The organism is Paraburkholderia ginsengiterrae (assembly GCF_001645125.1).
GTDB classification, from domain to species: Bacteria; Pseudomonadota; Gammaproteobacteria; order Burkholderiales; family Burkholderiaceae; genus Paraburkholderia; species Paraburkholderia ginsengiterrae.
This window is the reverse complement of sequence record NZ_LXKA01000357.1, coordinates 1-26,325: the sequence shown is the minus strand read 5'-3', so window position 1 is coordinate 26,325 and position 26,325 is coordinate 1. Positions and strand designations below refer to the sequence as shown.

The 26,325-nt window shown below is 59.4% G+C and carries 21 protein-coding genes and 1 pseudogene; 14 read left to right on the top strand and 8 right to left on the bottom strand.

Annotated elements, in window-relative coordinates; translation table 11 throughout:
* The first annotated feature begins 419 nt into the window (after positions 1 to 419).
* The 3 genes from A6V37_RS32430 to A6V37_RS32420 all read left to right on the top strand — a co-directional run bounded on the left by A6V37_RS32430 (position 420) and on the right by A6V37_RS32420 (position 1,738).
* Entirely contained in the window at positions 420 to 698 is a 279-nt protein-coding gene (locus A6V37_RS32430; protein ID WP_064270786.1) for an HU family DNA-binding protein, read from the top strand.
* Between the two features lie 203 nt (positions 699 to 901).
* Positions 902 to 1,108 carry a hypothetical protein gene (locus A6V37_RS32425; RefSeq protein ID WP_064270785.1) on the top strand — a complete coding sequence of 69 codons (207 nt, stop codon included), beginning with the start codon at positions 902 to 904 and terminating at the stop codon, positions 1,106 to 1,108.
* 189 nt (positions 1,109 to 1,297) lie between these two features.
* Positions 1,298 to 1,738, top strand: coding sequence for an SET domain-containing protein (locus tag A6V37_RS32420; protein ID WP_064270790.1), 441 nt, complete (start codon positions 1,298 to 1,300; stop codon positions 1,736 to 1,738).
* Here the strand turns inward: A6V37_RS32420 and A6V37_RS41035 are convergent.
* The 5 genes from A6V37_RS41035 to A6V37_RS32395 all read right to left on the bottom strand — a co-directional run bounded on the left by A6V37_RS41035 (position 1,711) and on the right by A6V37_RS32395 (position 7,586).
* A complete protein-coding gene (locus A6V37_RS41035; RefSeq protein WP_157447920.1) occupies positions 1,711 to 1,848 on the bottom strand; it encodes a hypothetical protein in 138 nt (45 codons plus the stop codon). The genes A6V37_RS32420 and A6V37_RS41035 overlap by 28 nt on opposite strands.
* A 712-nt stretch (positions 1,849 to 2,560) precedes the next feature.
* Positions 2,561 to 4,294, bottom strand: a complete 1,734-nt coding sequence (locus A6V37_RS32410; protein ID WP_064286739.1) for a tannase/feruloyl esterase family alpha/beta hydrolase — start codon at positions 4,292 to 4,294, stop codon at positions 2,561 to 2,563.
* A 10-nt stretch (positions 4,295 to 4,304) separates the two neighbouring features.
* Positions 4,305 to 5,444: a porin gene (locus tag A6V37_RS32405; protein ID WP_064286738.1), complete on the bottom strand. Its 1,140-nt coding sequence runs from the start codon at positions 5,442 to 5,444 to the stop codon at positions 4,305 to 4,307.
* Positions 5,445 to 5,508: 64 nt separating this feature from the next.
* Positions 5,509 to 6,738 (bottom strand): 3-(3-hydroxy-phenyl)propionate transporter MhpT, encoded by a 1,230-nt coding sequence (mhpT, locus tag A6V37_RS32400; protein ID WP_100249440.1) that lies wholly within the window; start codon positions 6,736 to 6,738, stop codon positions 5,509 to 5,511.
* 347 nt (positions 6,739 to 7,085) lie between these two features.
* The gene (locus A6V37_RS32395) at positions 7,086 to 7,586 is read right to left on the bottom strand and encodes a MarR family winged helix-turn-helix transcriptional regulator (RefSeq protein WP_082902866.1); all 501 of its coding nucleotides are present in this window, start codon (positions 7,584 to 7,586) and stop codon (positions 7,086 to 7,088) included.
* 137 nt (positions 7,587 to 7,723) lie between these two features.
* Here A6V37_RS32395 and A6V37_RS32390 point away from each other — a divergent pair, with 137 nt between their 5' ends.
* The 5 genes from A6V37_RS32390 to A6V37_RS32370 all read left to right on the top strand — a co-directional run bounded on the left by A6V37_RS32390 (position 7,724) and on the right by A6V37_RS32370 (position 13,776).
* Positions 7,724 to 8,551, top strand: coding sequence for a p-hydroxycinnamoyl CoA hydratase/lyase (locus A6V37_RS32390; protein WP_064270779.1), 828 nt, complete (start codon positions 7,724 to 7,726; stop codon positions 8,549 to 8,551).
* Between the two features lie 81 nt (positions 8,552 to 8,632).
* Positions 8,633 to 10,084 (top strand): aldehyde dehydrogenase, encoded by a 1,452-nt coding sequence (locus tag A6V37_RS32385; RefSeq protein ID WP_064286737.1) that lies wholly within the window; start codon positions 8,633 to 8,635, stop codon positions 10,082 to 10,084.
* A 157-nt stretch (positions 10,085 to 10,241) separates the two neighbouring features.
* Positions 10,242 to 12,101 carry a feruloyl-CoA synthase gene (locus tag A6V37_RS32380; RefSeq protein WP_064270789.1) on the top strand — a complete coding sequence of 620 codons (1,860 nt, stop codon included), beginning with the start codon at positions 10,242 to 10,244 and terminating at the stop codon, positions 12,099 to 12,101.
* A 34-nt stretch (positions 12,102 to 12,135) separates the two neighbouring features.
* Positions 12,136 to 13,020, top strand: coding sequence for an amidohydrolase family protein (locus tag A6V37_RS32375; RefSeq protein WP_064270777.1), 885 nt, complete (start codon positions 12,136 to 12,138; stop codon positions 13,018 to 13,020).
* A 237-nt stretch (positions 13,021 to 13,257) separates the two neighbouring features.
* Positions 13,258 to 13,776, top strand: a complete 519-nt coding sequence (locus A6V37_RS32370) for a hypothetical protein (RefSeq protein ID WP_064270776.1) — start codon at positions 13,258 to 13,260, stop codon at positions 13,774 to 13,776.
* 714 nt (positions 13,777 to 14,490) lie between these two features.
* Here A6V37_RS32370 and A6V37_RS32365 read toward each other — a convergent pair.
* The 3 genes and pseudogenes from A6V37_RS32365 to A6V37_RS42640 all read right to left on the bottom strand — a co-directional run.
* Positions 14,491 to 14,919 (bottom strand): DUF3138 family protein, encoded by a 429-nt coding sequence (locus A6V37_RS32365; RefSeq protein ID WP_075643596.1) that lies wholly within the window; start codon positions 14,917 to 14,919, stop codon positions 14,491 to 14,493.
* A gap of 155 nt (positions 14,920 to 15,074) precedes the next feature.
* Positions 15,075 to 15,317: a hypothetical protein gene (locus tag A6V37_RS32360; RefSeq protein ID WP_064270774.1), complete on the bottom strand. Its 243-nt coding sequence runs from the start codon at positions 15,315 to 15,317 to the stop codon at positions 15,075 to 15,077.
* Between the two features lie 550 nt (positions 15,318 to 15,867).
* Positions 15,868 to 16,149, bottom strand: a pseudogene (locus tag A6V37_RS42640) (LysE family translocator); the annotation flags it as partial.
* Between the two features lie 470 nt (positions 16,150 to 16,619).
* On the opposite strand from A6V37_RS42640, the gene A6V37_RS32350 reads away from it, so the two are divergent.
* From A6V37_RS32350 to gfa, 6 genes are all read left to right on the top strand, one after another.
* Entirely contained in the window at positions 16,620 to 17,672 is a 1,053-nt protein-coding gene (locus A6V37_RS32350; RefSeq protein ID WP_064270772.1) for an aromatic ring-hydroxylating dioxygenase subunit alpha, read from the top strand.
* A 315-nt stretch (positions 17,673 to 17,987) separates the two neighbouring features.
* A complete protein-coding gene (locus tag A6V37_RS32345) occupies positions 17,988 to 18,944 on the top strand; it encodes a PDR/VanB family oxidoreductase (RefSeq protein ID WP_064270788.1) in 957 nt (318 codons plus the stop codon).
* Between the two features lie 350 nt (positions 18,945 to 19,294).
* Complete coding sequence (locus A6V37_RS32340; protein WP_479724542.1) at positions 19,295 to 20,380, top strand: porin; 1,086 nt, start codon at positions 19,295 to 19,297, stop codon at positions 20,378 to 20,380.
* A 514-nt stretch (positions 20,381 to 20,894) separates the two neighbouring features.
* A complete protein-coding gene (locus A6V37_RS32335; RefSeq protein WP_082902864.1) occupies positions 20,895 to 23,681 on the top strand; it encodes a winged helix-turn-helix domain-containing protein in 2,787 nt (928 codons plus the stop codon).
* Between the two features lie 195 nt (positions 23,682 to 23,876).
* Positions 23,877 to 24,986 (top strand): S-(hydroxymethyl)glutathione dehydrogenase/class III alcohol dehydrogenase, encoded by a 1,110-nt coding sequence (locus A6V37_RS32330; RefSeq protein WP_064270770.1) that lies wholly within the window; start codon positions 23,877 to 23,879, stop codon positions 24,984 to 24,986.
* Between the two features lie 66 nt (positions 24,987 to 25,052).
* The gene (gene gfa, locus A6V37_RS32325) at positions 25,053 to 25,634 is read left to right on the top strand and encodes an S-(hydroxymethyl)glutathione synthase (protein WP_341272029.1); all 582 of its coding nucleotides are present in this window, start codon (positions 25,053 to 25,055) and stop codon (positions 25,632 to 25,634) included.
* Positions 25,635 to 26,325: the final 691 nt, after the last annotated feature.

Here is a 26,325-nt window from a genome sequence, read left to right as displayed (position 1 = left end):
GCGCTGGAAATTGCCGGGTGTCGCCCTCGTGCACACCATGCGGCTCTGGCAGCAATGCTAACCCGCGTCTGGTTCCTCACGGCGGGCCAGCCACCACCTCACGGAAAGTCATACTGCCTAAACCGCTGACGCGGTAGGGCGGTACGGCAATCTTCTTCCGTTTCCAACCTGCGCTGCAGGCATTCCCCGCCAGCTGACTAAACGGCGCACTTGCGCGCACGGGAGCTTCATCGCCAGGCACGCGACGCAATCCCACGCGGATGAAACGCTGCTGTTGAGGTGAGAAGAAACGGGAGCCAGACGCGGAGCCAATGCACGGATTGCCTGCGATGCCAAAGAAACAGCGCGGCCCGGCCATTGCGCGACCCGGCACCGATCGGGTACGGTGGCGCAGTCAACAACCATCAAGAGGAATTCCCATGAACAAGCAGGAACTGGTCGATGCCGTGGCCGCGAAAACCGGTGACAGCAAGGTCGCCACGGGCGAGACGATCGACGCGGTGATCGCGGCCATCACAGGTGAAGTGACCAAAGGCGGCACCGTGCAACTGGTCGGGTTTGGTTCGTTTTCGACGGGCTCGCGCGCCGCACGGGTCGGCCGCAATCCGGCAACCGGCGCCGAGATCCAGATCCCGGCCGCGAAGACCGTCAAGTTCACAGCGGGCAAGGCGTTCAAGGATGCGGTGAACGGCGGCTGAGATCGGAGGCAGGCCGCCGGCCGGATCGCTGCTGGCCGGCGTGCCTGCCGAATCGCCACGACCGGTGGGCGCCGGTGGCAGTGGAGTGCAGCGATCGGGCAGCGGGCCTGGACCCGGATCGGCTGGCCTGGTAGCATGGGTGGCGAGATGCCGCGATATGTCGCGGCTCCTGCGCTTCACTGCCTGTCTATATAGATATCCGCATGGAAAAGAAACGATCACGGACACGGCGGCAGACGTCGTGCCCGGCCATCGGTGCGTTGCTGCGCTACCGGAGGCGCATCGTGCGCGTTATTGCGGAAGCGCGTGGGCAACGGGCGATGATCGAATCGCTCGACACGACCGGCAGGACCTTCGTGAGCACGGTGAAGTGGGGCAGCCTGCGCGAACTCGGCGCCCAGCTCTTCTGAATCTGGCCTGCATCGCAGGCCATCGGACGATCAACCCTGAATGTCGCGGATCAACACGTACCTACGTCCCGGACTGGGACGCGGCCGCCCAGGGCTGGAAGTCGCGGCAACGGGCTCGTCATATCACCATCATAACGGCGGAAATTGGCCGCCCTATACTTGCGCAGAGACTATAGCCAGGGCAATACAATGCGACGCGTCATCGTCCGGAGATCTCCGGTTCACGGTAAGGGGATATTTGCGATGCGTTCGCTCGCAGCGGGCGAGTGCGTGCTCGAGTACAGGGGTGAAATCACGACGTGGCGAAATGCGTTGCGTCGACATCGGCGAGAGGGTGTCGCTGGACATACGTTCCTGTTCGGCCTGTCGGACGGACGCGTCATTGATGGCAGCCGCGGCGGCAACAGCGCCCGCTGGCTGAACCACGCGTGTACGCCGAACTGCGAAACCATCGAGGATGGCGAGCGGATTTTCATCCACACGCTCCGGCCGATCCACGTGGGCGAAGAACTGTTCATCGATTACCTGCTGGCCATCGACGACCCTGAGGATGAAGAGGCACGGGCCCAATATGCGTGTGCCTGTGCCGCTCCGGATTGTCGTCAGTCGATGCTGGCCAATGTGACGTGAGCAGGACGGGACAGGCTGGGCACGACAGCCGTGCCGGTTTGGAACACGGCACCGGCCAGAAGCAGCCGGGTGGCGGATTTATCCAGATCTGCGCGGATGCGGTTTTTCATCTCGATGTGCTAACAATGGCGTCGCCAAAGGGTTTTGCGTCCGACGCACCTTCTGACGCCAGGACGAAGGAACAGATGTCGCTGGATCTTGACGATTTGTGGTGATACCGATACGCGGCGGATGTCCGACCAGGGAGCGGTCTTATGCGAAAGCGGAAGTTCGTAGGGCAGGGGGCGGGAGACGCGAGTTTGCCGGAACTGCTCAATCGCCTTGAACGGGCGCTGGCAGAATGTTCTGTTCACGGATCTGTCGGGAAGAGGTTGTCGGATATCAGGATGCGCCTTGCCTCACGCGACGGGGAAGCAGCGGCGCTCACCCGGCGGTCTCCGCCTGCCCGTCGTAGTCGGCCGCCAGCGGTCGAGACTTTGCCGCTGTTTTCCTGATCTCGACCTATCGGCCGAAGGCTTCCGAACCGCCGACCCGATCCTCAGTTCAACAAAGGCACGGTAGCATCCGTTCCACCGCACCATGGCTCGCTCGGTCAATTTCGAAGCAGCAATACTACCGGTGTCCCGAGCCTGCAATCTGGTTGTTCTTCAATCGATCGCATCCATGAGCTCGCTAGGGTCTGCCAGTGCACAGGTTGACCAATTGACATCAGCTAGGCGAAAAAAAGATAGGGCAACGGCACGCGCATGCGACAGTACAAAGACAGTCGCATGCCGTGCACAAGGCGGGTATGGCGAGACGGCCCGCTGGGCCGACTTTGACTCAGCTACAAGCGAAGCTGCCCGCGGTGTTGACGTCGCCGCCCCGATAGCGCGCCACTCTCGGATACGGGCACAGTGGCCGCGTTCGTCCCGCACCCCAGCCGGCGGGCACGTCCGTGTTCGGCACGACATTGCTCGCGTCGCGCGCGGTGGCGACCACGCTGTCCGGCGCCTTGCCCTGTTCGACCCAGGCGACGAGCGGCGTGAGCATGTCGAACTGGTCGGTGCTCGGGCCGCCACTGCAGTGGTTCATGCCAGCAATCGTGTAAAGGCGCGCGAAGTCCGACGCGTCGCCGCCGTTCGCCGTCATGAGGCTCTGGTACCAGGCGGTGGTGTCGTTCGATGAAAACACCGGGTCGCTCGTGCCGTGATAGACCATCAGCTTCGCGCCGCGCTGCTTCAATGCGCTCAAATTGGTTTCGTCGGGCGGCGTCATGAACGACCAGGCCGACTCGCTATACGCGCCGCTGGTGGCGAAGATCTTCGGCGCGTCGTTGTCCATGCTGAAGTTCAGCGCGTACGCCGACAACTGGCTCAATACGGCCGCGGTTTGCGGCGGTGTGGTGACCGTGAAGGCCGCCGCGGCCGGGTCGAGCGTGATCGAGTTGGCCTGCTTCCATGCGGACCAGCCGGGGCCTAGTCCGGCGTCGTATGGAAAGCTCGCATAGAGGGCCGTGCCGGTGCTGTTGTGCGCGCCCGAGAATACGTTGCCGACGGCGTCCTTTTGCGCGGTCGTCAAACACGTGCCGTCGCGGACGTTGTTCGTGCAGGTGGGGACATCGGTGGCGAGGCTGAAATTTGCCTGGCATGCCTTGATATCCTGAATCAGACCGTCGCTGACGCCGTCGAGCGCGTCGCATTTGGCCAGTATTTTCGACGCCACCATTTGACGTTCCGCGGCGGTGAAGCCGGTCGTGATATCGGGCAGGCCCTTCGAGGTCGTCGCGGTCGCCACTTTTGCGAGTTGCTGCGCGCTCCACATTTCGCCGATGGCCGCCTTCGGCAGATGAAAGCCCGGATCGCCGGCAATAATGCCGTCATATTCCGCCGATGAGCGTGCGGCCGCGACCAGCGCATGACGTCCGCCGTTGGAGCAGCCGTCGAAATAGCTGCGGTCCGGCGATTTGCCGTATGCGAGCTTGATGACCTGCTTGGCCATCGGCGTAAGCGTGGCGACGGCGTTGTAGCCGTAGTCGATGCGCGCCTGCGGGTCGAGACCGAACAGCGGATTCTGCGCCGAACTGTGCCCCGCGTCCGAGCTGATGACCGCGAAGCCCATGTTGAGTGCGTCGCTGGTGGGACCACCGCCGCCGATCTCGCCGGTGGCTGTGACCACATTGCCGTCGAGACCGCCGTTGGCCTGATAGAAGAAACGGCCGTTCCATGCAATCGGCAGGCGCATTTCGAAGCCGATCGCATAAGTCTTGCCGTCGACGCTGCTGACCCGCTGATTCATGCTGCCTTGAATCAGGCAGTGTTCGGCGATCGGCTTGCCGGCCACTTTGAGCGTGCCTGCCGCCACGTCCGTCACCGTGGTGAAGACGGTGTTGGCGAACGCGAGCTTCGCGGCGAGCGCCGCGCAATTGCCCGCGAGCGTACCGGGCGTGGCGGCGCTCAGTTGCGGCAACGCGGAGGTGTTGGCGCTGGTGGCCGCGCTGCTGCCGAGATCGTTGCCGCCGCACGCGGCGAGCGTGAGCGCCGCAGCCGCAGCAAGCGCGATAGAGGTGCACTTCATGCTGTGTCTCCTAGAACGAATGACGAACGCCGACCATCACACCGGTCTGGCCGGTACCTGCCGCGGGCGTCGTGCCGCCGCCGCCGGCGCTGACCGAGTAGTGCGCCTTCGCGCTGTTGGCGAGGTACGAACCCTGGGCGTAGACAGCGGTGCGCTTCGAAAGCAGATAGGTGGTGCGCAGCGTGCCCATCGTGGCGCGCGTGTCGTGCTCGCTATTGGTGATGTGATAGACCTCGCCGTCGACGATGAAGGCCGGCGTCACGTAGTACGACGCGGCCACGAAGAACAGATTCGAGCGCACGCTGGCAATCGTGTCCGCGCCCGGCTCGACGCGACGGTTGAGCCATCCCACGCCGAGCTTGGCCTTGCCGAGGTTCGCGTAGGCGCTCACATGCGTGCGGATGTCCTTGTCGGCGGCGCTGGTGAGCGGAGTCGGCGCGATGCCGTCGAAGAAGTTCGCCGCCGCGGTGCTGCCGCCGCGTTGCTCTTCATACGACGCCGCGACGCCGAAGAGCGGCGCGTCGTACTTCAGCATCACGGACCATTCGCGGCATTGAGTCGCCTGTCCGGCGACCGATCCCGTACACGTGCCCTGGCCTGGCGAGTTGCCGGTACCGGTGGCATCGCGGCCGAACGAGTAGTTCGCGCCGAGCGTCACGCCGGCATAGCTGCCGAGGTAAACAACCGAATTGTCGGCGCGGGCGTTGGGCACATAGGCGTCGAGCGAGCCCAGACCGTAGATGTCCGGGCCGATCAGGTCCGCGCCCATCAGCGCGAGGTACGTCATCGTGTATTGGCGGCCGAACGAGACCGTGCCATACGGGGTCTTGATGCCGACGAATGCCTGACGTCCGAACAGCCGCCCGCCCTGACCGAGATCGCCTGCGCGCACATTGAAGCCGCTTTCCAGCGTGAAGACCGCGCTATAGCCGCCGCCCAGGTCTTCGTTGCCGCGCAGACCCCAGCGCGAAGGCAGTTCGCCCGTGACCGACGGCATGCGGAACACGCTCTTGCCCGCGGCGTTCGCGTGCGAAACGTATTCGATGCCGGTATCGACAATGCCGTAGAGCGTCACGCTCGATTGGGCCGCTGCGGCGCCGCTGACCGCGCACAGTGCGCCGCAGAGTAAAAGACGTGCGGATGCTTGCATGAAGGGTGTCTCCGAACCGTTGAATAAATGTGTGTGTTGTTGTTGAGTCTTCTTGTGCGGGCGATCAGTCGTCGGCGCGCGGGCGGCGTAGCAGGAGCAGCGCGGCGGCTGCCGCGATCAGCGTGACGGGAATGCTCGCGCCGATCACGGTCGACGAACTGCGGCCCATCGCCAGCAATTGACCCGCGGCCAGCGGCCCGACCACCGAGCCGATGCGGCCCACCGCCACCGCAGCGCCGACGCCGGTGCCGCGCATGGCCGTCGGATAGAACGCCGCCGAAAGCGCGTACAGCACCGATTGGCCGCCGATCACGAACATCCCCGCGAAGAAAGCCGAAGCCGCCAGAGCGCCGAAGCCGTGCGCCATCGAAAGCGTTGCAAGCGAGGCGATGATCCCGACATACATGGTCGCCACCACGACGCCAGAGCGCATGCGATCCATCAACATGCCGATGCACAACGCGCCGATACCGCCGCCGATGTTGAAAAAGATCTGCACGTAGCCGACTTGCGCGCGCGTCAGACCGCTTGCGGCCATCAACGAGGGCAGCCAGTTGAGCAGGAAGTAGAGGACGATCAGCGTGCAGAAGTAGCTGACCCAGATCTGCACGGTGGAGAGGCCACGCGTGCCGCCGAACAGGATTTCGCCGACCGGCGCGGGTTTGGCTTGTCCATCGCGTGATGCTTTGGTGAACGCCTTCGAATCCGCGAGGAATACGAGCAGCAGCGGCACCAGCACCAGCGGTCCCGCACCGCCGACGTAGAAAATGTGACGCCATTCGGTGTCGCCGGCGCTCAACACGCCGATCACCGACGCGATCACGCCGCCGAACGGAATGCCGCAATACATCACGCTCACGGCGGTGCTGCGCGAGCGCGGTTCGACCGCTTCCGACGACAACGCGATCAGGTTTGGCAACGCACCGCCGAGACCGATACCCGTCAGCACCCTCACGATCACGAGCGTATGAAAGTCGCTCACCAGCGCGGTCATGATCGACAGCAGGCCGAACAGGCAAGCGGATATCACGAGCACGCGCTTGCGGCCGATACGGTCGGCGAGCCGTCCGCCGAACATCGCACCGGGCAGCAAGCCGAAGGTGCCGGCGCTGAACGCCAACCCCATCTGCGCGACCGAAAGACCGAACTCGCGCGCCATGCGCGGCGCCGCGACGCCGACGGACTGCAGGTCGAGTCCTTCAAGCAGGGCGATGGCAAAGCACAATCCGAGGGTGACGAAGGCGCTTGTCCGGCCGGACGTCGCCGGGACCGCGGTGGCTTCGGTCGAATTCAATGTTCCGGCTCTTTTCACGTTAGTGATCCTTATTAAGTGGCGTGGTTTTCCGGTTTCGCTGAAAGACAGCAGATGCCAGGTCGCCGTCCTGCATGACAGACGGATTCGGCAAGCGGGCGTCAGATCATCGTCGAGGCCGCGATGGAATGCCCGGCAGCAGCACAGCGAACAACGCCGCGCGCGGCGCATCGTTTCGATGGCCAGACGACGGTGCATTTGCTTCGAGGCGATGCGGCGCGTCTCCACACGCTGCATCATGGACCGGATTTAATATCAGGTAGGCTGATAACGCAAGCGCAAATTGTTCGGTGAAAACACCTAGCAATCCGGCGGCGCGGCGAGCGGATCTAGCCGCGCAGATTGCGAACGAAAGTTTCGAGGTGGGTCTGGACCGCGCCGGCGGTGTCGAGTTCGACGCCTTCCAACATCTGCTTCTCGATGACCTTGACGGCCTGCTCGCATTCGCGCAACACGGCACGCCCTTCGTCCGTGAGTTGCAGCAGCACGATGCGGCCATGCGTCGGGTCCGGTTCGCGGCTCACCCAGTTGCGGGCCGCCATCGCGTTCATCACTTCATTGGCTGATTGCGGCGTGATGAACGAACGCTCGGCGACCTGCGCATTGGACGCTTGTCCTTTGGCTTCGAGCACGGAAAGCGCGGTGAATTGCGCGAGTGTCAGGCCGAGCGGCGCGAGCGCTTCGGTCATGCGACGTCGCAGGATGCGGTCGAGACTGCCGATCACGTAGGTCAGGCGCAGGCTGGAACGGCGAGTGCGCGTGGCGGCGGGCTCGGCAGGCGTATTTTGATTTTTGCTCATCGTGGTCAGGAGGTTCGGTCTATCCCGCATCTTAGCGCGCCTCGACGCGATTTCCGTCGCTAGGGGTTTGCACCGAGCGGACGAATTTCCGCTTTACATATCAGGCAGCCTGATATTAAATGTGTTCATCAGGCCGCAGTCGCGGCCAACGTTCACGGAGAAAGCAGATGAGTTATGAAGGCCGTTGGAAAACCGTCAAGGTAGATGTCGTGGAAGGAATTGCATGGGTTTCGTTCAATCGCCCTGAGAAGCGCAATGCCATGAGCCCGACGCTGAACAAGGAAATGATCGAGGTGCTCGAAGCCGTTGAGCTCGACGCGGAAGCCCAGGTTCTGGTGCTCACGGGCGAAGGCGACGCGTGGACTGCCGGCATGGACCTGAAGGAATATTTCCGCGAAGTCGACGCCGGCCCCGAGATCCTGCAGGAAAAGATTCGTCGCGACGCGTGCCGCTGGCAATGGCAACTGCTGCGCATGTACGCGAAGCCGACCATCGCGATGGTCAACGGCTGGTGCTTCGGTGGCGGCTTCTCGCCGCTGGTGGCATGCGACCTCGCGATTGCCGCCGACGAAGCCACGTTCGGCCTCTCCGAAATCAACTGGGGCATTCCGCCGGGCAATCTGGTGAGCAAAGCAATGGCCGATACTGTGGGGCATCGTCAGGCGCTGTATTACATCATGACGGGCGAGACGTTCACCGGGCAGGAAGCGGCGCAGATGGGCCTCGTCAACAAGAGCGTGCCGCGTGCCGAGCTGCGCGAGGTGACGCGTGCGCTCGCCGGCAAACTGCTCGAGAAGAATCCGGTGGTGTTGCGCGCCGCCAAGCATGGTTTCAAGCGTTGCCGCGAACTGACGTGGGATCAGAACGAAGACTACCTGTACGCCAAGCTCGATCAGGCGCAACTGCGCGATCCGGAAGGCGGCCGCGAACAGGGCCTCAAGCAGTTCCTCGACGACAAGGCGATCAAGCCGGGTCTGCAAACGTACAAGCGCTGATCGGTCGTATCGGCGTGGACTTCAGTTCACGCAGACTACGGTGAGAGATGCAGCGAGAGAGACAGCGAGGAGACGACGGACATGCATGAAGTGACTTTGTTGATCGGCGGCGAAAGCCGTGGCGCGTCGGACGGCAAGACGTTCGAGCGGATCAATCCCGCGAGCGGCCATGCCGCCTCGCGGGCGGCGGCGGCCACGCTGGCCGATGCCGATGCCGCGGTCGAAGCGGCGTCGCGCGCCTTTCCGGCCTGGTCGGCGCTGGCGCCGACCGAGCGCCGCAAGCGGTTGCTGGCGGCAGCGGATCTGATGGACGCCCGCACCGCGCAGTTCATCGAAACCGGTGTCGCCGAAACCGGTGCGATGCCGAACTGGTACGGCTTCAATGTGATGCTGGCCGCCAACATGTTGCGCGAAGCCGCGGCCATGACCACCCAGATCGACGGCGACGTGATTCCGTCCGACGTGCCGGGCAGTCTCGCGATGGCGGTGCGCCAGCCATGCGGCGTGGTGCTCGGCATTGCACCGTGGAACGCGCCGGTGATTCTCGGCACGCGGGCCGTTGCCATGCCGCTCGCGTGCGGCAACACGGTCGTGCTCAAGGCGTCGGAAGGTTGTCCCGGCGTGCATCGTTTGATCGGCAGCGTGCTGCAGGAAGCCGGTCTCGGCGATGGCGTGGTCAACGTAATCACGCATTCCGCTGAAGATGCCCCGGCGATCGTGGAGCGGCTGATTGCGCATCCGGCGGTACGTCGCGTGAATTTCACAGGCTCGACGCGGGTAGGGCGCATCGTCGCGCAGCATGCGGCGCTGCATCTGAAGCCGGCGTTGCTTGAACTCGGCGGCAAGGCGCCCGTGGTTGTGCTCGACGACGCCGATCTGGATGCGGCGGTGGCCGGCATCGCGTTCGGCGCGTTTTTCAACCAGGGGCAGATTTGCATGTCGACGGAGCGTGTGATCGTCGACCGGAAGATTGCGGACGCGTTGGTGGAGAAGCTCGCTGCCAAAGCGCGGACTTTGAAGGCGGGCGACCCTGCCGCGGCGGACTCCGTGCTCGGCGTGCTCGAAAGCGCAGCCGCCGCGCAACGCATCAAGGCGTTGATCGAAGACGCACACGAGAAGGGCGCGAAGTTGCCGGTCGGCTGTGCGGTCGAAGGTGCCGTCATGCAACCGGTGATTGTCGACGGCATTACACCTGCCATGAAGCTGTATGCGGAAGAATCGTTCGGGCCGGTGGTGACGGTGCAGCGCGTCGATGGCGACGAAGAAGCGATTCGAATTGCCAACGACAGCGAGTACGGACTCTCGGCGGCGGTTTTCAGCCGCGATGTGTCGCGTGCGTTGAACGTGGCGAAGCGTATTGAATCGGGCATCTGCCATATCAACGGTCCGACCGTGCACGATGAAGCGCAGATGCCGTTCGGCGGTGTGAAGAAAAGCGGTTACGGTCGATTCGGCAGCAAGGCGTCGATAGCAGAGTTCACGGATCTTCGTTGGATCACGATTCAAACCGGACCTCGGCATTATCCGATTTGATCGTTTCGCCCGGCGCCGTCGCAAGGCGGCGCGCAGGCACCTTTCCAGCAATCATCTTGCATGGGACCAGGATAAGCGCTAAAGCGCTAACTCTGATCGACACAGGAGACAGGCTTTGCATTCCGAGCCGATACAACCGAACACCCCCGACGCGCCGATGCGCTACCGGGCGACGACGATCGGCGCTTCATCGTTGCACACGCAACGGCAGGGCGACACGTGGTATTTGCGCGCGGCCGAACCGCTCGGCACGCATCCGCAACGCATGACGGATCGGCTCGCGAGTGGCGCGCAAGCGCATCCCGATCGATGGCTGGCGGCGCGTCGCGGCAGCGATGGTCAATGGATCGGCCTGAGCTACGCGAAAGCGTTGCAAAGCGCTCGCGCGATCGGCCAGGCGCTGCTCGCGCGGGATCTGTCCGCTGAACGGCCCATCGTGATTCTGTCGGGCAACGATCTCGAACATCTGCAACTTGCGCTTGGCGCGATGTGGGCCGGCATTCCCTACGCCGCGATTTCGCCGGCCTATGCGCTCGCTTCCGGTGACTTCGGCAAGCTGCGTCATACGATCGATCTGCTGACGCCGGGTCTCGTGTTTGCAAGCAGCTACGAGACGTTCGCCAAGGCAATCGAGGCGGTCGTGCCGGCCGATGTTGAAGTGGTGGCCGCTAAGTTGCCACGAGAACAGCCGGCGGCGCGCAACGTGACTTCGTTCGACGCCCTGCTGAACGCGACGCCCACTACGGTCGATGCCGCGCACGCCACGGTGAGCCCGGACGCGATCGCCAAATTTCTTTTTACGTCGGGCTCGACCAAGCTGCCGAAGGCGGTACCGACCACGCATCGCATGCTATGCAGCAACCAGCAGATGCTGCTCGAAACGTTCCCTGAGTTCGCGAAGGAGCCGCCGGTGCTGGTCGACTGGCTGCCCTGGAACCACACGTTCGGCGGCAGCCATAACGTGGGAATAGCGCTGTACAACGGTGGCACGCTTTATATCGACGACGGCAAACCGGTCAACGGCAAGTTCGAGGAAACGCTGCGCAATCTGCGCGAGATCGCTCCGACCATCTACTTCAATGTGCCGAAGGGGTGGGAGGAACTGGCGATTGCGCTGGAACATGACGGGCAATTGCGCGAGACATTCTTCTCGCGCGTGAAGGTGTATTTCTTCTCCGGTGCCGGCCTGTCGCAAGCAGCGTGGGATCGACTCGAACGCGTCACCGAGACATATTGCGGTGAGCGCATACGCATCATGGCCGGGCTCGGCATGACGGAGACGTCGCCCTCGTGTCTGTTCACCACAGGACCGATCATGCGCGCGGGCTATGTGGGCCTGCCCGCGCACGGTTGCGAAGTCAAACTCGCGCCCGTCGGCGACAAGCTCGAGGCGCGTTATCGCGGGCCACACGTCATGGCCGGATACTGGCGCGCCGACGCGGTGGAGTTGGAGGGCGCCTTCGACGAAGAAGGCTACTTTCGCAGTGGCGACGCGCTGCGCTTTGTCGACATGGCGCAACCAGAAATTGGATTGCTGTTCGACGGGCGCATTGCCGAGGACTTCAAGCTGAGTTCGGGGACGTTCGTGAGCGTCGGCCCGATGCGGGCGCGCGTTATCTCGGAAGGCGCGCCGTATGTGCAGGACGTGGTGGTCGCCGGCATGAATCGCGACGATGTGGGGCTGCTGGTCTTTCCACGTCTCGACGATTGCAAGCGGCTGGCTCGTTTGCCCGCTGCGGCGAGCGCGCAAGAGGTCGTCGAAGCACCCGCCGTGCGCGCGCATTTTGCGGCACTGCTCGACACGCTCAATCGCAGTGCCACGGGCGGCGCGACCACCATTGCGCGCCTGCGGCTCATGGACGTCGCGCCGTCGCTCGATCTCGGCGAGATCACCGACAAGGGGTCGATCAATCAACGCGCGGTATTGACGCATCGTGCCGTGCTCGTCGAAGCGATGTATGACGTGGCACAGCGCGACCCAGCGGTGATCGTCGCGAGCGCATGCGGCGCGACGTGACGCGTGCGCGACAGGATCAAATAGGAAAAGGTAGATGAATCTCGACCAACTCGTCGCAATCGACACTCACGTGCATGCGGAAGTCTCCTGCTGCCAGCCGCCCGATCTGTTCGGCAAGGAATTCGACGATGCCGCCGACAAGTACTTCGGCACCGTGCTGAAGCTCGGCCGGCGCCCGACGATTCCCGAGACCATCGAACACTATCGCGAGCGCAAGATCGGCTTCGTAATGTTCACCGTGGACTGCGAAGCGAACCTCGGACGGCGACGTATCCCAAACGAGGAGATCGCCGAATTCGCCCGGGAAAACAGCGACATCATGATCGCCTTCGCGAGTATCGATCCGCACAAGGGCAAGATGGGGGTGCGCGAAGCGCGCAAGCTGATCGAGGAACACGGCGTACGTGGCTTCAAGTTTCATCCCACGATGCAGGCCTTTTTTGCCCACGACCGGCTGGCTTATCCGCTGTACGAGCTGATCGCCGAACACCGGCTCACGGCGGTTTTTCACAGCGGTCATTCCGGCATGGGATCGGGCATGCGAGGTGGCGGCGGCCTGCGCCTGAAATATTCGGAGCCCATTCATCTCGACGACGTCGCGGCGGATTTCCCCGACATGAACATCGTGATCGCGCATCCGTCGTGGCCGTGGCAGGAGCAGGCGTTGTCGATCGCCTTGCATAAGCCCAACGTCTATATCGACTTGTCCGGCTGGTCGCCGAAGTATTTTTCGCCCGAATTGATTCGCCACGCCAACACGGTGCTGAAGCGCAAGATGCTGTTCGGTTCGGACTTTCCGCTGATTCAGCCGGACCGCTGGCTGGAGGATTTCAAGCAGGTCGGTTTCAGGGAAGAGGTGCAGCCATTGATTCTCAAGCAGAACGCAATCGGCCTGCTGGGACTTCAACAAGACGCCTGAGTGGTGCGGGAGCGGTGATAGGGCTGATGTGAGGCCTGGCCGGGATTCGCTAATATCTTAAGCTTCAGATATTTGCGAACCGCGGTCGCCCCTCGATTGGGTCTTCATCGAAACGAGGGGGCGCCATTCGCTGTCGCAGCAAGTGGACACAGTAATACGCTGATGCAGACGGCTTCGCAAGCTTTGCTGGCGTTGCCCGCACCGATCCCGGATTAAGGAAAACACACAAGGCATGACATGACAAACGATCGCGAAGCATCGTTCGAGTCAATCGACGAGACGCCCGCAAACGCAAGATCCCTCGCCGCACAGAAGATCCGAAGGAAGCCCACGAGCAAACGGGCGGCGGTCAACGAGTTTCAGGTGCGAATGCTTGTGATTTTAGTTGAGGCGCTCGAAACGGCTTCGCAGGAACACTTCGACGTGCGAGACCACGAACGCCTGCCCGCTGAAAGGCACGGGGAGTTCACCGCCTTACCCACATACCGACTGTTCGTGGAGGGGGCTTATGCGTGCGGATTTGTGTGCACAGACTTCGCGCCGGGTGGTCCAACCATCGAACGCGGCGTCCGTGTCGAGGACGCAGTGGGTTCGTGGTCTTTTCTTGAACTGCGCCACTACGTGCACACGCTATTGCGTTCGGAGCGGTGGGCCGACGGCTATTCAAGCCCGATATTTGAAGCCTTGAGTCAGGGTGTTTTGCAAGCAATAAGTCAAAGGCTTGCGAACGACGATGCCCTCTATGAACCGCTTTAACGATTCTGTCGCCCCCGCTGACGCCGCTCAGCGCACTCTTGCGCCGCGTCGGCTTCGCGACGGATAAGACGAGCGTAGGCGAACCGATAGAAGATCGAGGGAGGGGACAAGGCTCACTGCCTCCTGTACCCTTGTTAGGTGATTGATGATGGTGTCGCTAGAGTCGTCGCCCCGCAAATCGCTCCATCTCCCGCGCCAGCAAAAGATGTGCGCTTCTGACGGCAAAAGCGACGGTAAAGGCCCATGTCGATCACAGCGAAACCCTTTAACCATGCGGGTTTGCGAGACCTGTTGATCGTTCGGTTGCAAGATTTTGTTCTCAGACAGGTCCCGTCAGACTTGGGCTCAGCTGGTGAGCGGGAACAAATTTTTGCGCAACGTGTGAGCACGAAATTGTTCCGTTCGCGGCCGATTCGCTTCATTTTGTAGCCTGCGAATGTCGAACGTTGGTCTTTTGTGCGTCGACGGCGAGAGGCGATCGTTACAATTCGATAACCCGCTGCCAACTCAGGCGCCCCAACCCAAAACAAGATTTTTTCAACACAATCCGTCGCTCAACAGTCGCTCGCGCTTAAGTACGATTCGTTGACGTGAAAGAGCCACCGTCAAGAAGTCCGCGCAAAGAGCGTACAGATCCAGAACGCCAGACACTTCCGATGAGTTGGTCGGCGTCGGTGGCTAGGGACTGACCGCGATCCTTCCACCAACGGACGACTAATAGCTGTAGACAAGCTGCGTCCCGAGAATATCGTTACTCCGGCTATAGCCACCATCGCTTCGCACAAACGTCGCATGACTCGACATATCGTGACGATACTCGAACTTAAGGATGGTATTAGTCGTCGGATAGAAGAGCAAATCGGCTGTGATTGCCTGTCTCGCCGCACCCCGGCAAGCGGCGCCGTTGTTGGCAGACGCTGCAAGACAGGTTTTGGAGAGACCAAAACCGTTCGTGCCGTCCTGCCCTGTCGTCCCGTCCAGTACGATGGAGGAGCCGCCACCACCATTTAACCGGTTGTCGAGTAGGTCATAACGAAGCGTCGCACCCATGCGACCGACCAGCGGCGCAGACCACTTCTGATGTGCCAGAAGCGAGAATCCCCACCACTTCGCACGTCCACCGCTCCACGCACCGTGCTGCAAGGTTCCATAGCCGTCGTTGTGATGAAGCGGTGTTGGCAGCTCAAGACAGTATGAATTGAGAAAGCCCTTGGTCTGACCTCACAGGCCAAGGGCTTAGTCGATTGTCTTATTGAAACGCAGAGGTGGAGTTATGCTGCCAGTTCGGTTATCGAAGTCTATTGCGCGTGACTTTCTGAGCGGCCGTACGCAGGTCGAGCAAACACCCGTCGGACAATCGGCTCGAACACTTCGAGCGGTTCAGACACGTAGCCATCGTCAAACGAAGCCTGGTCCCACTTCTCGCAAAAATCCACGGCGAGCTGGCAATAGGGATGCTCGCGATGCTGCTCCCGGGCAAACCTGTCCCATTCATAGTGATGCCCGTAGTAATACGTCTGGAAGGTGTTGCCAAGGTACATGCACACGTGCTGTGGTCGGGGGCTGCTCGTGGTCGGTTAAGGGACACACCTTGAAATTGGTCACGAGTCTCCTTTGGGTCGATAGCGCCAGTTCGCGACCGCGCGAGAGCGGTCATTGCCGAGTGGCTCCAATTTGAAAGACATGAATGGCCGTACATGGACGATTATGCCAAGTCGTTGCGAACGCAGCCGGCACCGCCCGGTCCTCGGCCAATCCGGTCATTCGAGCCTCCCGATATTTGGCCGATCTTGAATCACCGGTTTTAAAAAATTGAACAGGCGTTAACGTTAAGGCATATTCGACGCCTTCCCTCATTCACTTGACTGTGAGCGTGCTACGGCGCCTGCGGGCAGGCGTCGAATATGCTTTAACGGCATGCGCCTGTCGCCTCGCCCGAACATGGTGATCTGCTGGCACATAGAACTGTCGCACTGTGGGGGCGCCTTCGCAGGCTCATGCGACTGACCGGATCTTCGCCAGTATTTCCCTTGCCGAATCAATGCCACATAGCTGAATCCTCGACTCGCCGCTCTACGCCAGTCGCGGCGCTCACTTGCTCAGTACGGAGAACCCGAGTGTGCGGGAGAACATGACGAGTACGAGCGACGCACATCGCGATAGTATCGGCGTACGCGTTGCCCACGAGCGCCGCGACGTCAGCATCCGGCCGGGGCAAGAGCAGCCGAACCCGATAGGCACAAGCACGATCTGAAAGGCGGCGAGCGTCCACGAAAAATACGTAAGTGACCGGAACATTTCGGGTGGAAGCAACGTGCTTGCGAACAAGAACGCCTTCGGGTTAATCAGGGTTACGATGAACAGATCGCGAAAACCCGACACGCAGTTGCGCATGCGCTTCGTCGTGCTCCCAGGCGCACTGCCAGGATTGCACGATCGTCCGGTACCCAGTAGCCCTCGATGGCATCCAGACACCAGGCGTCCAATTGCGCCTGCAGTGTCTCGGCTTCGGTCGCCACGCAACCCGCTAGCCCGAGCCGGTGGCTTTCCACATCAATGTTGATCTGCTTGGCGCAGAGGTCTGGTAACGCGGCGCCCTTGATGCTCCAGCGTCACAATTCTTGAACAGCTCGCGCGAATCGAGTTTTTTGACCAACTGCAAGTGGCGTCCCGTTGTTGTGCAACGCGCTGACCGCCCTCAGATTCCCACGCTGTCGCGATAACCCTCCCAAATGGAGGGTGCCACGAACCCAGGTTATCGACAAAGTTAGATCACGGACACGGTTGCGTGACCGAATGCAGATACAGCTGTCCTCGGGGCAGCAACATAGGAGGAGATTCCAGTGCTGAAAAATTGGTGGTATTGCGCGGGTTGGGACCACGAGTTGAGCTTGGGAAAAGATGCGCTTCTAGCTCGGCGTATCGCTGGCGAATCGATCGTACTTTATCGAAAACCGAACGGCGGTGTCGTAGCCATGGAGGATCGTTGCTGCCATCGACAAACAGCACTATCCTGCGGCCGCAAGGAAGGCGACTCGCTACGTTGCATGTATCACGGCTGGAAGTTTGGGCCGGACGGTCGGTGTATTGAAATTCCCGGACAGGAGCGTATTCCGCAAGAAGCATGCGTTCGATCGTTCCCCGTCGTCGAGAAAGACAACTGGATCTGGGTCTGGATGGGAGACCCGATAAAAGCGGACCCGGCGTTAATCTGCTTTGCCGTTGGACCTGGTGATCCGGCATGGAACATCAAGACGTCGCAACTTCGAGTTGACGCGAACTATCGTCAGGAGATCGCTAATTTAAGCGACTTATCGCACGTAGCCTGGGTGCATGACCAGACCTTCGGTGGAACAAACGCATGGTCAACGGTCAAGAGTAAGCACACGCTCAGGCCCCGAGGCCTCGATACGGAAACCTGGTTACGCGGCGTACCGGCCGTGCGATTCGTTCAACACCTGTTTCCGGTGGGGACGTTGGTCGACATGTGCTTTGATGTCCAAATGACCTTGCCATGTAACTTCATCATGCATCTGAAAATATTCAGTGCGGGGAGCAACACTGAAGGTCCTTCCGACGGACAGCTGTTGCTCGACACTTACAGTTGTCAGGCCATTACCCCGCGTGACGAAGACTCGGTGGACTATTACTACTCGTGGGGTGCGAGCCGGGAAACCGACAGTCCAGGTATGACCGACCTACTGCATGAGGTTATTGGAGTTGCGTTCCTTGAGGACAAGAGGATCCTTGAAGCTCAACATCAACGCATGAAGGAAAAGCCTGACTTCAGGACGATCGACTACATACACGACGCGGGCCCCGGAAAGTTACTTTGGTTGCTCGACAAGTTCCTAAAGGAGGAGGCTGCAGAGCAGGCAAGCGTGGTCGAAGGGTGAATGCGTGAACATGCTCTAGGGCACGAAAGATGGGTCGTCTGGAGCGGATTGCTATAGACCCCGGATCGACAGGAATGCGTCCATCGCGTGGAAAGACCGGGAACTACAAACCCAAAACTGACGCTGATGCGGGCCCTTAACTTCACAGTAGCGAATGCGGATGTCTGCGGAAAGAGGCGGCGAACCGATGATCGTAACGAAGGCCGAATGCACTTTTCGCCCCAATTACGAAAGCCCACGCAAGTCTGGATCACGGACAGTGTTCGCTACCTGTCGTCGTCAGCTCTTAACAACACAACTTGCCAATTGTCTATCATGGATCGACTCGCCGTTAGGGTTACAAGAAAGAAGATAGAGGCCGAGAACGTCGTCAGTCTCGAATTGACTTCTATTGGAGGGCAGTCGCTGCCAGCGTTTAGCGCCGGATCGCATATCGATATCGTGGTTCGGGATGGCATTGTGCGTCAGTACTCCCTTTGTAATGCTCCGACCGAGCGTCATCGCTATGTGATTGGCGTATTACGGGATCCGTACTCGCGCGGCGGTTCGATGGCAATCCACGATGCGGTAGTGGAGGGCACGATACTGCATATCAGTGAACCGAAAAATCACTTTGCGTTAAAGCCCGCAAGACGTTCCCTACTGCTCGCGGGGGGAATTGGAGTGACACCTATCATATGCATGGCCGAACAGTTGACCAGGATTGGGGCTGATTTTGAAATGCACTACTGTACCCGGTCATTGGAGCGTACCGCCTTCCATCAGCGGATCATCGGATCCCCTTTTTCGGACAGAGTGAGTTTTCATTTCGGTGATGGACCGGCCCCGCAAAGATTGAATCTTCCGCTATTACTTGGAAATCCCGAGTCAGATATAGCTTTATATGTATGCGGTCCGGGCGGGTTCATTGATTCCGTGATCAAGACTGCAGAGAATCTTGGATGGCAAGGCCAGCAGATAATTTTTGAGCGTTTCGGGGCACTGACACGGTCCTCGGCGAGCGACGTTTCCTTTGAGGTTAAGGTAGCCAGCAGCGGAAAGATCATCACCATTGCAGGCGGGAAAACCATTGTCGCCGTTCTCGCGGAACACGGCGTTGACGTTCCTGTGTCATGTGAACAAGGGGTATGCGGAACTTGCGTTACGCGAGTTCTCGCCGGAACTCCCGATCATCAGGACCTTTATTTTACTGATGAGGAGCATGCGAAGAACGACCAGATGACACTATGCTGCTCACGTTCTAAAAGTGCACTGTTGGTGCTTGATCTGTAGCACAACTCTATCTCGCGTTCTCGCGCGACAAACGAAAAGTGCGGATTTTCATACTAAACCGCCGGCGGTGAACGAACGTCTCGCGAATAGCGAAGACCTAACGATCACCGATCATATATAAATGAGGCTTGAGAGTACGCGAATCGCGCAATTAGCGGCAGACCTGTGCCCGCATGTAAAGCAACCTCCAGCGAGTAAGCGCTTTTGGTCCAGGTGAAAAAGTCCAGCGATGTGTGTGCGGGCATCCGGGTAGGCGGGCGTCAAGCTTTTCCGGAAGTTTGTCGTGGCACGCCTTCGAAGCGAATTTACTAAAGCAAATAAACGTTGGTAAAACGAAACAAGGAGACTGAATGAACATGATGAAACGTCTGGCATTAAAATCCGCTTTGGGTGCAACGACGCTTGCTTTTTTTGGTTTGGCGCATGCGCAGAGTTATGTCACGCTATACGGGGTCGTCGATGGTGGATTGTTCTACGCCAACAAGACGCTCAATACAGTGACCGGACAGAGCGGTGGCGCGACATTTGCGATGAACGATAGTGGGTTGAGGTCTTCTCTATTCGGTCTCAAGGGCACCGAAGACCTCGGCGGCGGCCTGAAAGTGAACTTCAATCTCGAAAGCGGAATCAGTATTGCCAACGGCGGCCCGGCGGATTCAAACGGAAATTTCTTCGGTCGGCAAGCCTGGGTTGCACTAGATGGAAAATTTGGGACGTTCACGGCAGGTTTGCAGTTCTCACCATTCTTTATTGCATTAGTTGAGTCGGATCCACGCTACTTCACGCAGTTCGGAAGCGGCCTTGTGAATCTTATCGGCAACGTCGGGGGCACCTCTGCTTTCACTTCAAATGCGATCTCCTATAACAGTCCCAACATCGCTGGCTTTGTAGGCAAAGTGCTGATCGCGTTTGGTGGCGCGGCCGGCAATTTTCAGGCAGGTCGGCAGTATTCCGCGAGTTTGACATATCAGGGTGCCGCTTTGATGTTGAACGCTTCCATTTTCGACGGAAACAGCGGCGGGACAGTTCAGACGCCAATTCCGACTACCGTGGCTTTCGAAGGTCGAACGCTTGGAGCGGCGTACAACTTTGGCTTGCTAACCGCCCGGGCATCGTTCATCAACTATAAGGTCGCCGGGCAGTTCAATAGCGATGTTTTTGGAGTGGGTGTCGACAGCTTCGTGCTACCCGAGCTAGATATAAACGGCGGCATCTGGGTAACAAGCGACCGTAACCATACGGCAAATCATTCGTTGATGGTTGCACTTGGCACGCAGTATTTTCTCTCAAAAGCTACCTCGGTTTATGCGCAGGTTGGCGTGGTGAACAACGACGGTGCGATGAACACTGGTTTATCGGTAGCTCCCTTCAGCGCTTTGCATGGGGTGAGCGGTACGACAACCGGAGTTGGTGTAGGAATAGAGCACACCTTCTAGGAGCGGTGCCTGCGTCGCTCAGACGCTGCCTCAGAGCGCCTCCGCCTTCACGTCGTGAAGGCGCCGTTTGGTCTATCCATGTCGATGCCCTGAGGGAATAGTGTTTATGCCGCCAATCTATAGACTTCCTCTAAAATAAAGATAACAATTAATTGCACGACCGTAAAGGTAGTTAAAGCCAGAGTAGCATTGCACATGGAGAGGCGGTATACCCTATGCGCAGAAAAAACCAAAATTCGCGGCTAATTCGACGATTTGCCACTTCGCCGGAAAATTTGCGGCGGTGAGCGCCACCGAACTCAAGGAGGTGCTATCAAAGGCAATCATTCCGGTGACTATATTGGCCGCTAACGGCCCGAGTGGCAGAGCTGGAGTTACCTGCTTTGCAGTCTGTTTGGTATGTGACACGCTTCTGATCGTCGTGTCGCAGATGCTAAAAGGACAGGGATATGTACCTGGCAGATCGTTCGAATGAGTTCCATCGCGAGTCTCGCAAAAGATTTTCTGGCGTGCAATGATGAACCGGAAAAGCGAGTTGCCGTTGGAGACGGTGAATACGAAACTTCGTCCCCCGCGCCAGAGGCGAGAACTACTCAAGCGTGAGCGCCTTTCCGCAGAGCTCGAAGCGAGTTCGGGGCGCCGGCTCGTCCTTGTCTCCGCGCCTGCAGGATATGGAAAGACCAGTGTGCTTGCCCAACTCTTTGGGGCATTGAGCGTCGAGGAGCGTCACGTTGGCTGGATGAGCGTTGACACACAAGATAACGATATTGTGAGATTCGTTTCGCATCTGCTGGAGGCGACGCGCCGGACAGGGATGGTGATTTCAAATGATACGGTAAACCTGCTTGGTTCCGAAACCAACCGAGGCGTGGCACCCCTTGCAAGTCTGCGGACCGCCTTGCTTAACGAATTTTCTTTTCTGGATGCCGATCTATTTTTCTTCTTCGATGATTTTCACCTTATAAAATATCCGGGGATTCTCGATCTTATTAGTGCGCTGTTGCTTGCCCCAATTGAGCACCTGCACTTTGTAATATCGTCGAGAGAGCAGCTTGCCTTCCCAGTCGCACGACTAAGGGCACTCGGTGAGATTCGGGAGTTCGACGCGGCGATGCTGAAATTCTCCAGCGACGAAGCCGTGGAGTTCATGGGCGCGAGGATTGGCTTCCCGCTTACCAAGGTGCAGATGGAACACCTGTGGGCAAAGACTGAAGGATGGATTGCCAGTCTTCAGATGGTCACAATTGCAATGCAAGGCCTGTCCGACGCTGAGGCCTTCCTGAGACAGTTTTCCGGGGCAGACCGGAGCATTGCAGACTTTCTTGTTGAGGAGGTGCTGAATCGTCAAACGGAGGAGGTTCAACGATTTCTGCTTGCGACTTCAATCCTTGATCGGTTTAACTCAGATTTGTGCAATGCGGTGCTGGAGCGTCGCGACAGTAGTTCATTAATAGACAAGGTGGAGGACTCAAACCTGTTTGTCTTTTCGCTCGATCGCGAACGCAATTGGTATCGGTACCACGGACTATTCGCGGATCTTCTACGCAAACGTCTGGTCGACCATTTCCCCGACGAAGCCGCAATCTATAATCGACGGGCTTGTAATTGGCTCTCCGACAACGAGTATATAGCGGACGCAATTGAGCACGCTTTTGCCGCGTCAGAGCTTGTGCGGGCTGGAGCGTTGATCGACGAAATCAGTCCGACTCTCCTCGCGCGCGGCCAGACGGCCACTCTTCGCCGTTTCGCGGAGCGGCTACCTGAAGGGGTGGCTAAAAGCCTGCCACGGCTTCAGCTTGAGCTTGCGTGGGAAAACACAATCCTTTGGCGCTTCGATGAGGCACGCCATGCATTGAAGGAAGTCCGCGATAAACTGGCCAATACGGTGTCGGAGTCACGGATCTACCACGGAGAGGACCTTTTCGGCGAAGAGGCCGAGTTGTTTCGAATGAAACTCGCGCACCGAGAATTTATGCTCAATGTATTTACGGACAATATCGAGCAATCACTGTCGGCGGCGAAGTTATGGATTGCAGAATTCGGCGACCGGGACCAGTTTATGGCGAGTTCGGTGGGCGGGATATTAATGATGCTCAATAGGGAAACGTATCGATGCGAACATACGCAGGCACATGCCCAGGAACTGCGGAATCAGTTTATCGAGGCGAATGCGATCTATGGAACCGTGTTTTTGAACACCGTGGCTGGAAGCATTCATTTTGCGCGAGGCGAGCTTCAGCTGGCGGAACAAGCATATCTACAATCACACGCCGACGCTATACGGATTGAGAGCGAAAGCTCGACACTCGCGGCAATGCCGTCGGCGCAGCTCGCGCAATTGCTTTATGAAAAAAACAACCTTGGCGAAGCGCGTCGGCTTGTCGAAAGCCTCAATGGACATCCTTCTAAATTCAGGTTTGTTGATTCGGTCATAGCTAGATATATTACGGCGGCGAGGCTTGCTCGAACCGATGGCATGACAGGCAAAGCGCACCATGCGCTCGATGTGTCGACTGGAATCGCGGATCGATATGCTTTGCCGCGATTGCATGCCCACGTCCTTGCGGAGCGCGTGCCGCTATTAATATCTGAAGGACTATGGCGGGACGCCGAGCGATTGATAAAGGATCCTCGCTATGGGGGGGCTGTTGCGGCCACGTCGTTTTCCGGGCATGTCGATACAGCAAAGGAATGCTTCGCTATAGCGACCGCTCGCATCGCGTTCGAACAAGGTGAGAGGAGTCACGCACTTAAAATACTACGCCGCTGGTTGAATTGGACGCGAGAACGACAATGTCTCCGATCAAGCATACGGCTCGCCGTTTTGCTGGCGTGTCTTTGCTATCGTAGCGGCGACAAATTGGCAGCGCGACGTACGATGATCGACGCGTTGCGGTGGGGCGCATCGGGTGGTTTTACGCGAAGCTTTCTTGACGAAGGGCCCATGGTTGCGGTTATTCTAGAGGAGCTTGCCGAATTGTCCTCAGAAAGTGATGTATTTTCGTTCGCATACCTTAGGCTTCTTTTGTCCGCTTGTGGGCGGCGGATCGAAAAGAAAGAAGCAACACCAATTATTTACGTGCAGCAGGGTGAATCGAAAGACGCGGGAGGCCTATCCGAAAGGGAGATCGAAATTCTGCGGTTGACTGCAGCAAATCTCGTGACATCCGAAATTGCTGCGACGCTGGGCTTGGCCGAAAGCACTGTCAAGTGGTATTGGAAGCGCATGTTTGAGAAGCTTGGTGTCCATCGGCGGTCCTTGGCAGTACGTATCGCCAGGATGCGTGGCCTGATAGCCTAGCCGATCTTCCGCACTGAATCTTAACTTGTGGCCCCCATTTCAAGCGTAAGCGTGCAATAGACGATGCGCCTTTCCCTTGCTCCGGTCCACGGTGTTATCGGCGTTGTACGCACTTATTTGCGTTAGTGCTGTGCAGTCATGGCCCGTCCGGATGCTCGCACTCCCTGTCTTCGTCGACCAATTGAGAGATCTGTCATGAAATCACGTGCTGCAGTCGCATTCGGACCCGCCAAGCCTTTGGAGATCGTCGAGATCGACGTTGCTCCTCCGAAGAAAGGCGAAGTGCTGGTCAGGATCACCCACACCGGCGTATGCCACACCGACGCCTTCACGCTGTCGGGTGACGATCCTGAGGGGCTTTTCCCCTGCGTGCTCGGCCATGAAGGCGCGGGCCTCGTCGTCGAAGTCGGCGAAGGCGTGACGTCGGTCAAGCCCGGCGACCACGTGATTCCGCTTTACACGGCGGAATGCGGCGAATGCCTGTTCTGCAAGTCCGGCAAGACCAACCTGTGCGTGGCCGTGCGCGCGACCCAAGGCAAAGGCGTGATGCCCGATTGCACGTCGCGGTTCTCGTACAACGGCCAGCAGCTCTATCACTACATGGGATGCTCGACGTTCAGCGAATACACGGTGGTGGCCGAAGTTTCGCTGGCGAAGGTCAATCCGGCAGCTAATCACGAGCAGATCTGCCTGCTCGGGTGCGGCGTCACGACCGGAATCGGTGCAGTGCACAACACCGCGAAGGTCCAGCCCGGCGACAGCGTCGCGGTGTTCGGGCTCGGCGGCATTGGCCTCGCCGTGATCCAGGGCGCTCGCCAGGCGAAAGCCGGCCGGATCATCGCGATCGATAGCAATCCAGCCAAATTCCAGCTTGCGCAGCTGTTCGGCGCGACCGACTGTGTCAATCCGCAGGACTATCAAAAGCCGATCCAGCAGGTGATCGTCGAAATGACCGGCTGGGGCGTAGATCATTCGTTCGAATGCATCGGCAGCGTCAACGTGATGCGTGCGGCGCTGGAGTGCGCTCACCGCGGCTGGGGCCAGTCGATCATCATTGGCGTCGCCGGCGCCGGTCAGGAAATCTCCACGCGCCCGTTCCAGCTGGTAACAGGCCGCACCTGGAAGGGCACAGCCTTTGGCGGCGTAAAAGGCCGTTCGCAACTGCCTGGCATGGTGGAAGACGCGATGCGCGGCGACATCCAGCTCGCCCCCTTCGTCACGCACAAGCTGCCGCTCGATCAGATCAACGAAGCGTTCGATCTGATGCACGAGGGCAAATCCATCCGGGCGGTCATCCACTACTAGAAGCACAATCGTGTGTCGTTCGCGGCGCAAGCATCTTCGCGCTGATTTTCATCGAAGCTCAGGAGGATGAACATGGGTAACGTAGCTATACATCCGGCGGTGGACGCTGGCGTAAAGAAAGGCGATCCGAACTTCGGCGGCGGCACGCTCCACTGTCGCTGCAAGAGCGACCAAGTGGTAATGCGTATCGAGAGCAACGTCGCTCACAATCACATATGCGGATGCACGAGGTGCTGGAAGCCGGCGGGCGCCGCGTTCGCAATGATCGCCGTCGTGCCGCGCGACAAGGTGCAGGTCACCCAGCATGCTGAAAGGCTGCAGGTCGTCGACCCGAACGCCACGATCCTGCGGCACGCCTGCAAGGAATGTGGTGTGCACATGTACGGCCGGATCGAAAACCGTGACCACCCGTTCTATGGCCTCGACTTCGTTCATGTCGAGCTCTCGAACGACACGGGCTGGGAAGAGCCGCGCTTCGCGGCCTTCGTCTCCTCGGTCATCGAAGGCGGCGGCGCGAGGTCGGAGCAGATGGACAGTGTGCGCGCCCGGCTCAACGAGTTGGGGCTCCCGCCGTATGACGCGCTGAACCCGCCGCTGATGGATGCAATTGCAACCCATATCGCGAAGCGCAACGGCATTCTGCAGTGAAGACACGCAGGGCGGCCTGCGCGCGCCGGGTCGCCCTGCTATGAAAATCACAAAGGGACGTGGTCGAGGAGATGCAGTACCATTCAATGTCATTGCGCTTTAGCTCATCCACGCAAGTACCACACTACTCACCAATACTCGATTTATTGTCTCCGAGCTGCTGTATCGAGCGGCAATTCCAACGCCTCCCGTTGTCCCCCAGAAGGTTCAACTGTCGACAATGGGTCAGCTACGGCCGGACGCGTCGGAGGGTATTCGGCCGTGTGAAAACGCAAAAGTACTCGGTTTTCGGGTGTCGCTTTACCATTCCCAACGCACTTCCAGGCCAATACAGCTCGATTTGAACGGTAGCCTTTCCTGAACTTCGCGTTTAGCCCGCGTTTTCACCCGGCCACGTAACAACGGACACTCCCCGACCCTCGCGCGTGTGACCGCTCCGGGTCGATACCGCCTATTGGATTTTGCCTAGACCGGTCAGTCAAGATAGGCACAATATTGCGAGGTTCGAACGACCGCTGCGGCCGACGAACGGGCGCTGGCGGTTGCGTCCACAACGACTCGATTTCTTGAGGTTTGTTCGACGCCTGCCCATGTCCGCGGGCTCGGGGGCGCGCGACGGCGCGTGCGGGCAGGTGTTGAATAAACCTGAAGGGAGGAAACCGCGGAGTGCCCCGATGCAATGGGAGTCTTC

What these genes read in the sequence shown, in the direction of transcription:
- A6V37_RS32340 (WP_479724542.1), top strand. Translation starts at nt 19,295, where the DNA reads ATGAACATGATGAAACGTCTGGCATTAAAATCCGCTTTGGGTGCAACG.
- A6V37_RS32420 (WP_064270790.1), top strand. Translation starts at nt 1,298, where the DNA reads ATGCGACGCGTCATCGTCCGGAGATCTCCGGTTCACGGTAAGGGGATA.
- A6V37_RS32360 (WP_064270774.1), bottom strand. Translation starts at nt 15,317, where the DNA reads ATGTACCTTGGCAACACCTTCCAGACGTATTACTACGGGCATCACTAT.
- gfa (WP_341272029.1), top strand. Translation starts at nt 25,053, where the DNA reads ATGAACATGGGTAACGTAGCTATACATCCGGCGGTGGACGCTGGCGTA.
- A6V37_RS32380 (WP_064270789.1), top strand. Translation starts at nt 10,242, where the DNA reads ATGCGCTACCGGGCGACGACGATCGGCGCTTCATCGTTGCACACGCAA.
- A6V37_RS32345 (WP_064270788.1), top strand. Translation starts at nt 17,988, where the DNA reads ATGGATCGACTCGCCGTTAGGGTTACAAGAAAGAAGATAGAGGCCGAG.
- A6V37_RS32330 (WP_064270770.1), top strand. Translation starts at nt 23,877, where the DNA reads ATGAAATCACGTGCTGCAGTCGCATTCGGACCCGCCAAGCCTTTGGAG.
- A6V37_RS32405 (WP_064286738.1), bottom strand. Translation starts at nt 5,444, where the DNA reads ATGCAAGCATCCGCACGTCTTTTACTCTGCGGCGCACTGTGCGCGGTC.
- A6V37_RS32370 (WP_064270776.1), top strand. Translation starts at nt 13,258, where the DNA reads ATGACAAACGATCGCGAAGCATCGTTCGAGTCAATCGACGAGACGCCC.
- A6V37_RS41035 (WP_157447920.1), bottom strand. Translation starts at nt 1,848, where the DNA reads ATGAAAAACCGCATCCGCGCAGATCTGGATAAATCCGCCACCCGGCTG.
- A6V37_RS32430 (WP_064270786.1), top strand. Translation starts at nt 420, where the DNA reads ATGAACAAGCAGGAACTGGTCGATGCCGTGGCCGCGAAAACCGGTGAC.
- A6V37_RS32395 (WP_082902866.1), bottom strand. Translation starts at nt 7,586, where the DNA reads ATGCGGGATAGACCGAACCTCCTGACCACGATGAGCAAAAATCAAAAT.
- A6V37_RS32410 (WP_064286739.1), bottom strand. Translation starts at nt 4,294, where the DNA reads ATGAAGTGCACCTCTATCGCGCTTGCTGCGGCTGCGGCGCTCACGCTC.
- A6V37_RS32390 (WP_064270779.1), top strand. Translation starts at nt 7,724, where the DNA reads ATGAGTTATGAAGGCCGTTGGAAAACCGTCAAGGTAGATGTCGTGGAA.
- A6V37_RS32375 (WP_064270777.1), top strand. Translation starts at nt 12,136, where the DNA reads ATGAATCTCGACCAACTCGTCGCAATCGACACTCACGTGCATGCGGAA.
- A6V37_RS32335 (WP_082902864.1), top strand. Translation starts at nt 20,895, where the DNA reads ATGATGAACCGGAAAAGCGAGTTGCCGTTGGAGACGGTGAATACGAAA.
- A6V37_RS32425 (WP_064270785.1), top strand. Translation starts at nt 902, where the DNA reads ATGGAAAAGAAACGATCACGGACACGGCGGCAGACGTCGTGCCCGGCC.
- A6V37_RS32385 (WP_064286737.1), top strand. Translation starts at nt 8,633, where the DNA reads ATGCATGAAGTGACTTTGTTGATCGGCGGCGAAAGCCGTGGCGCGTCG.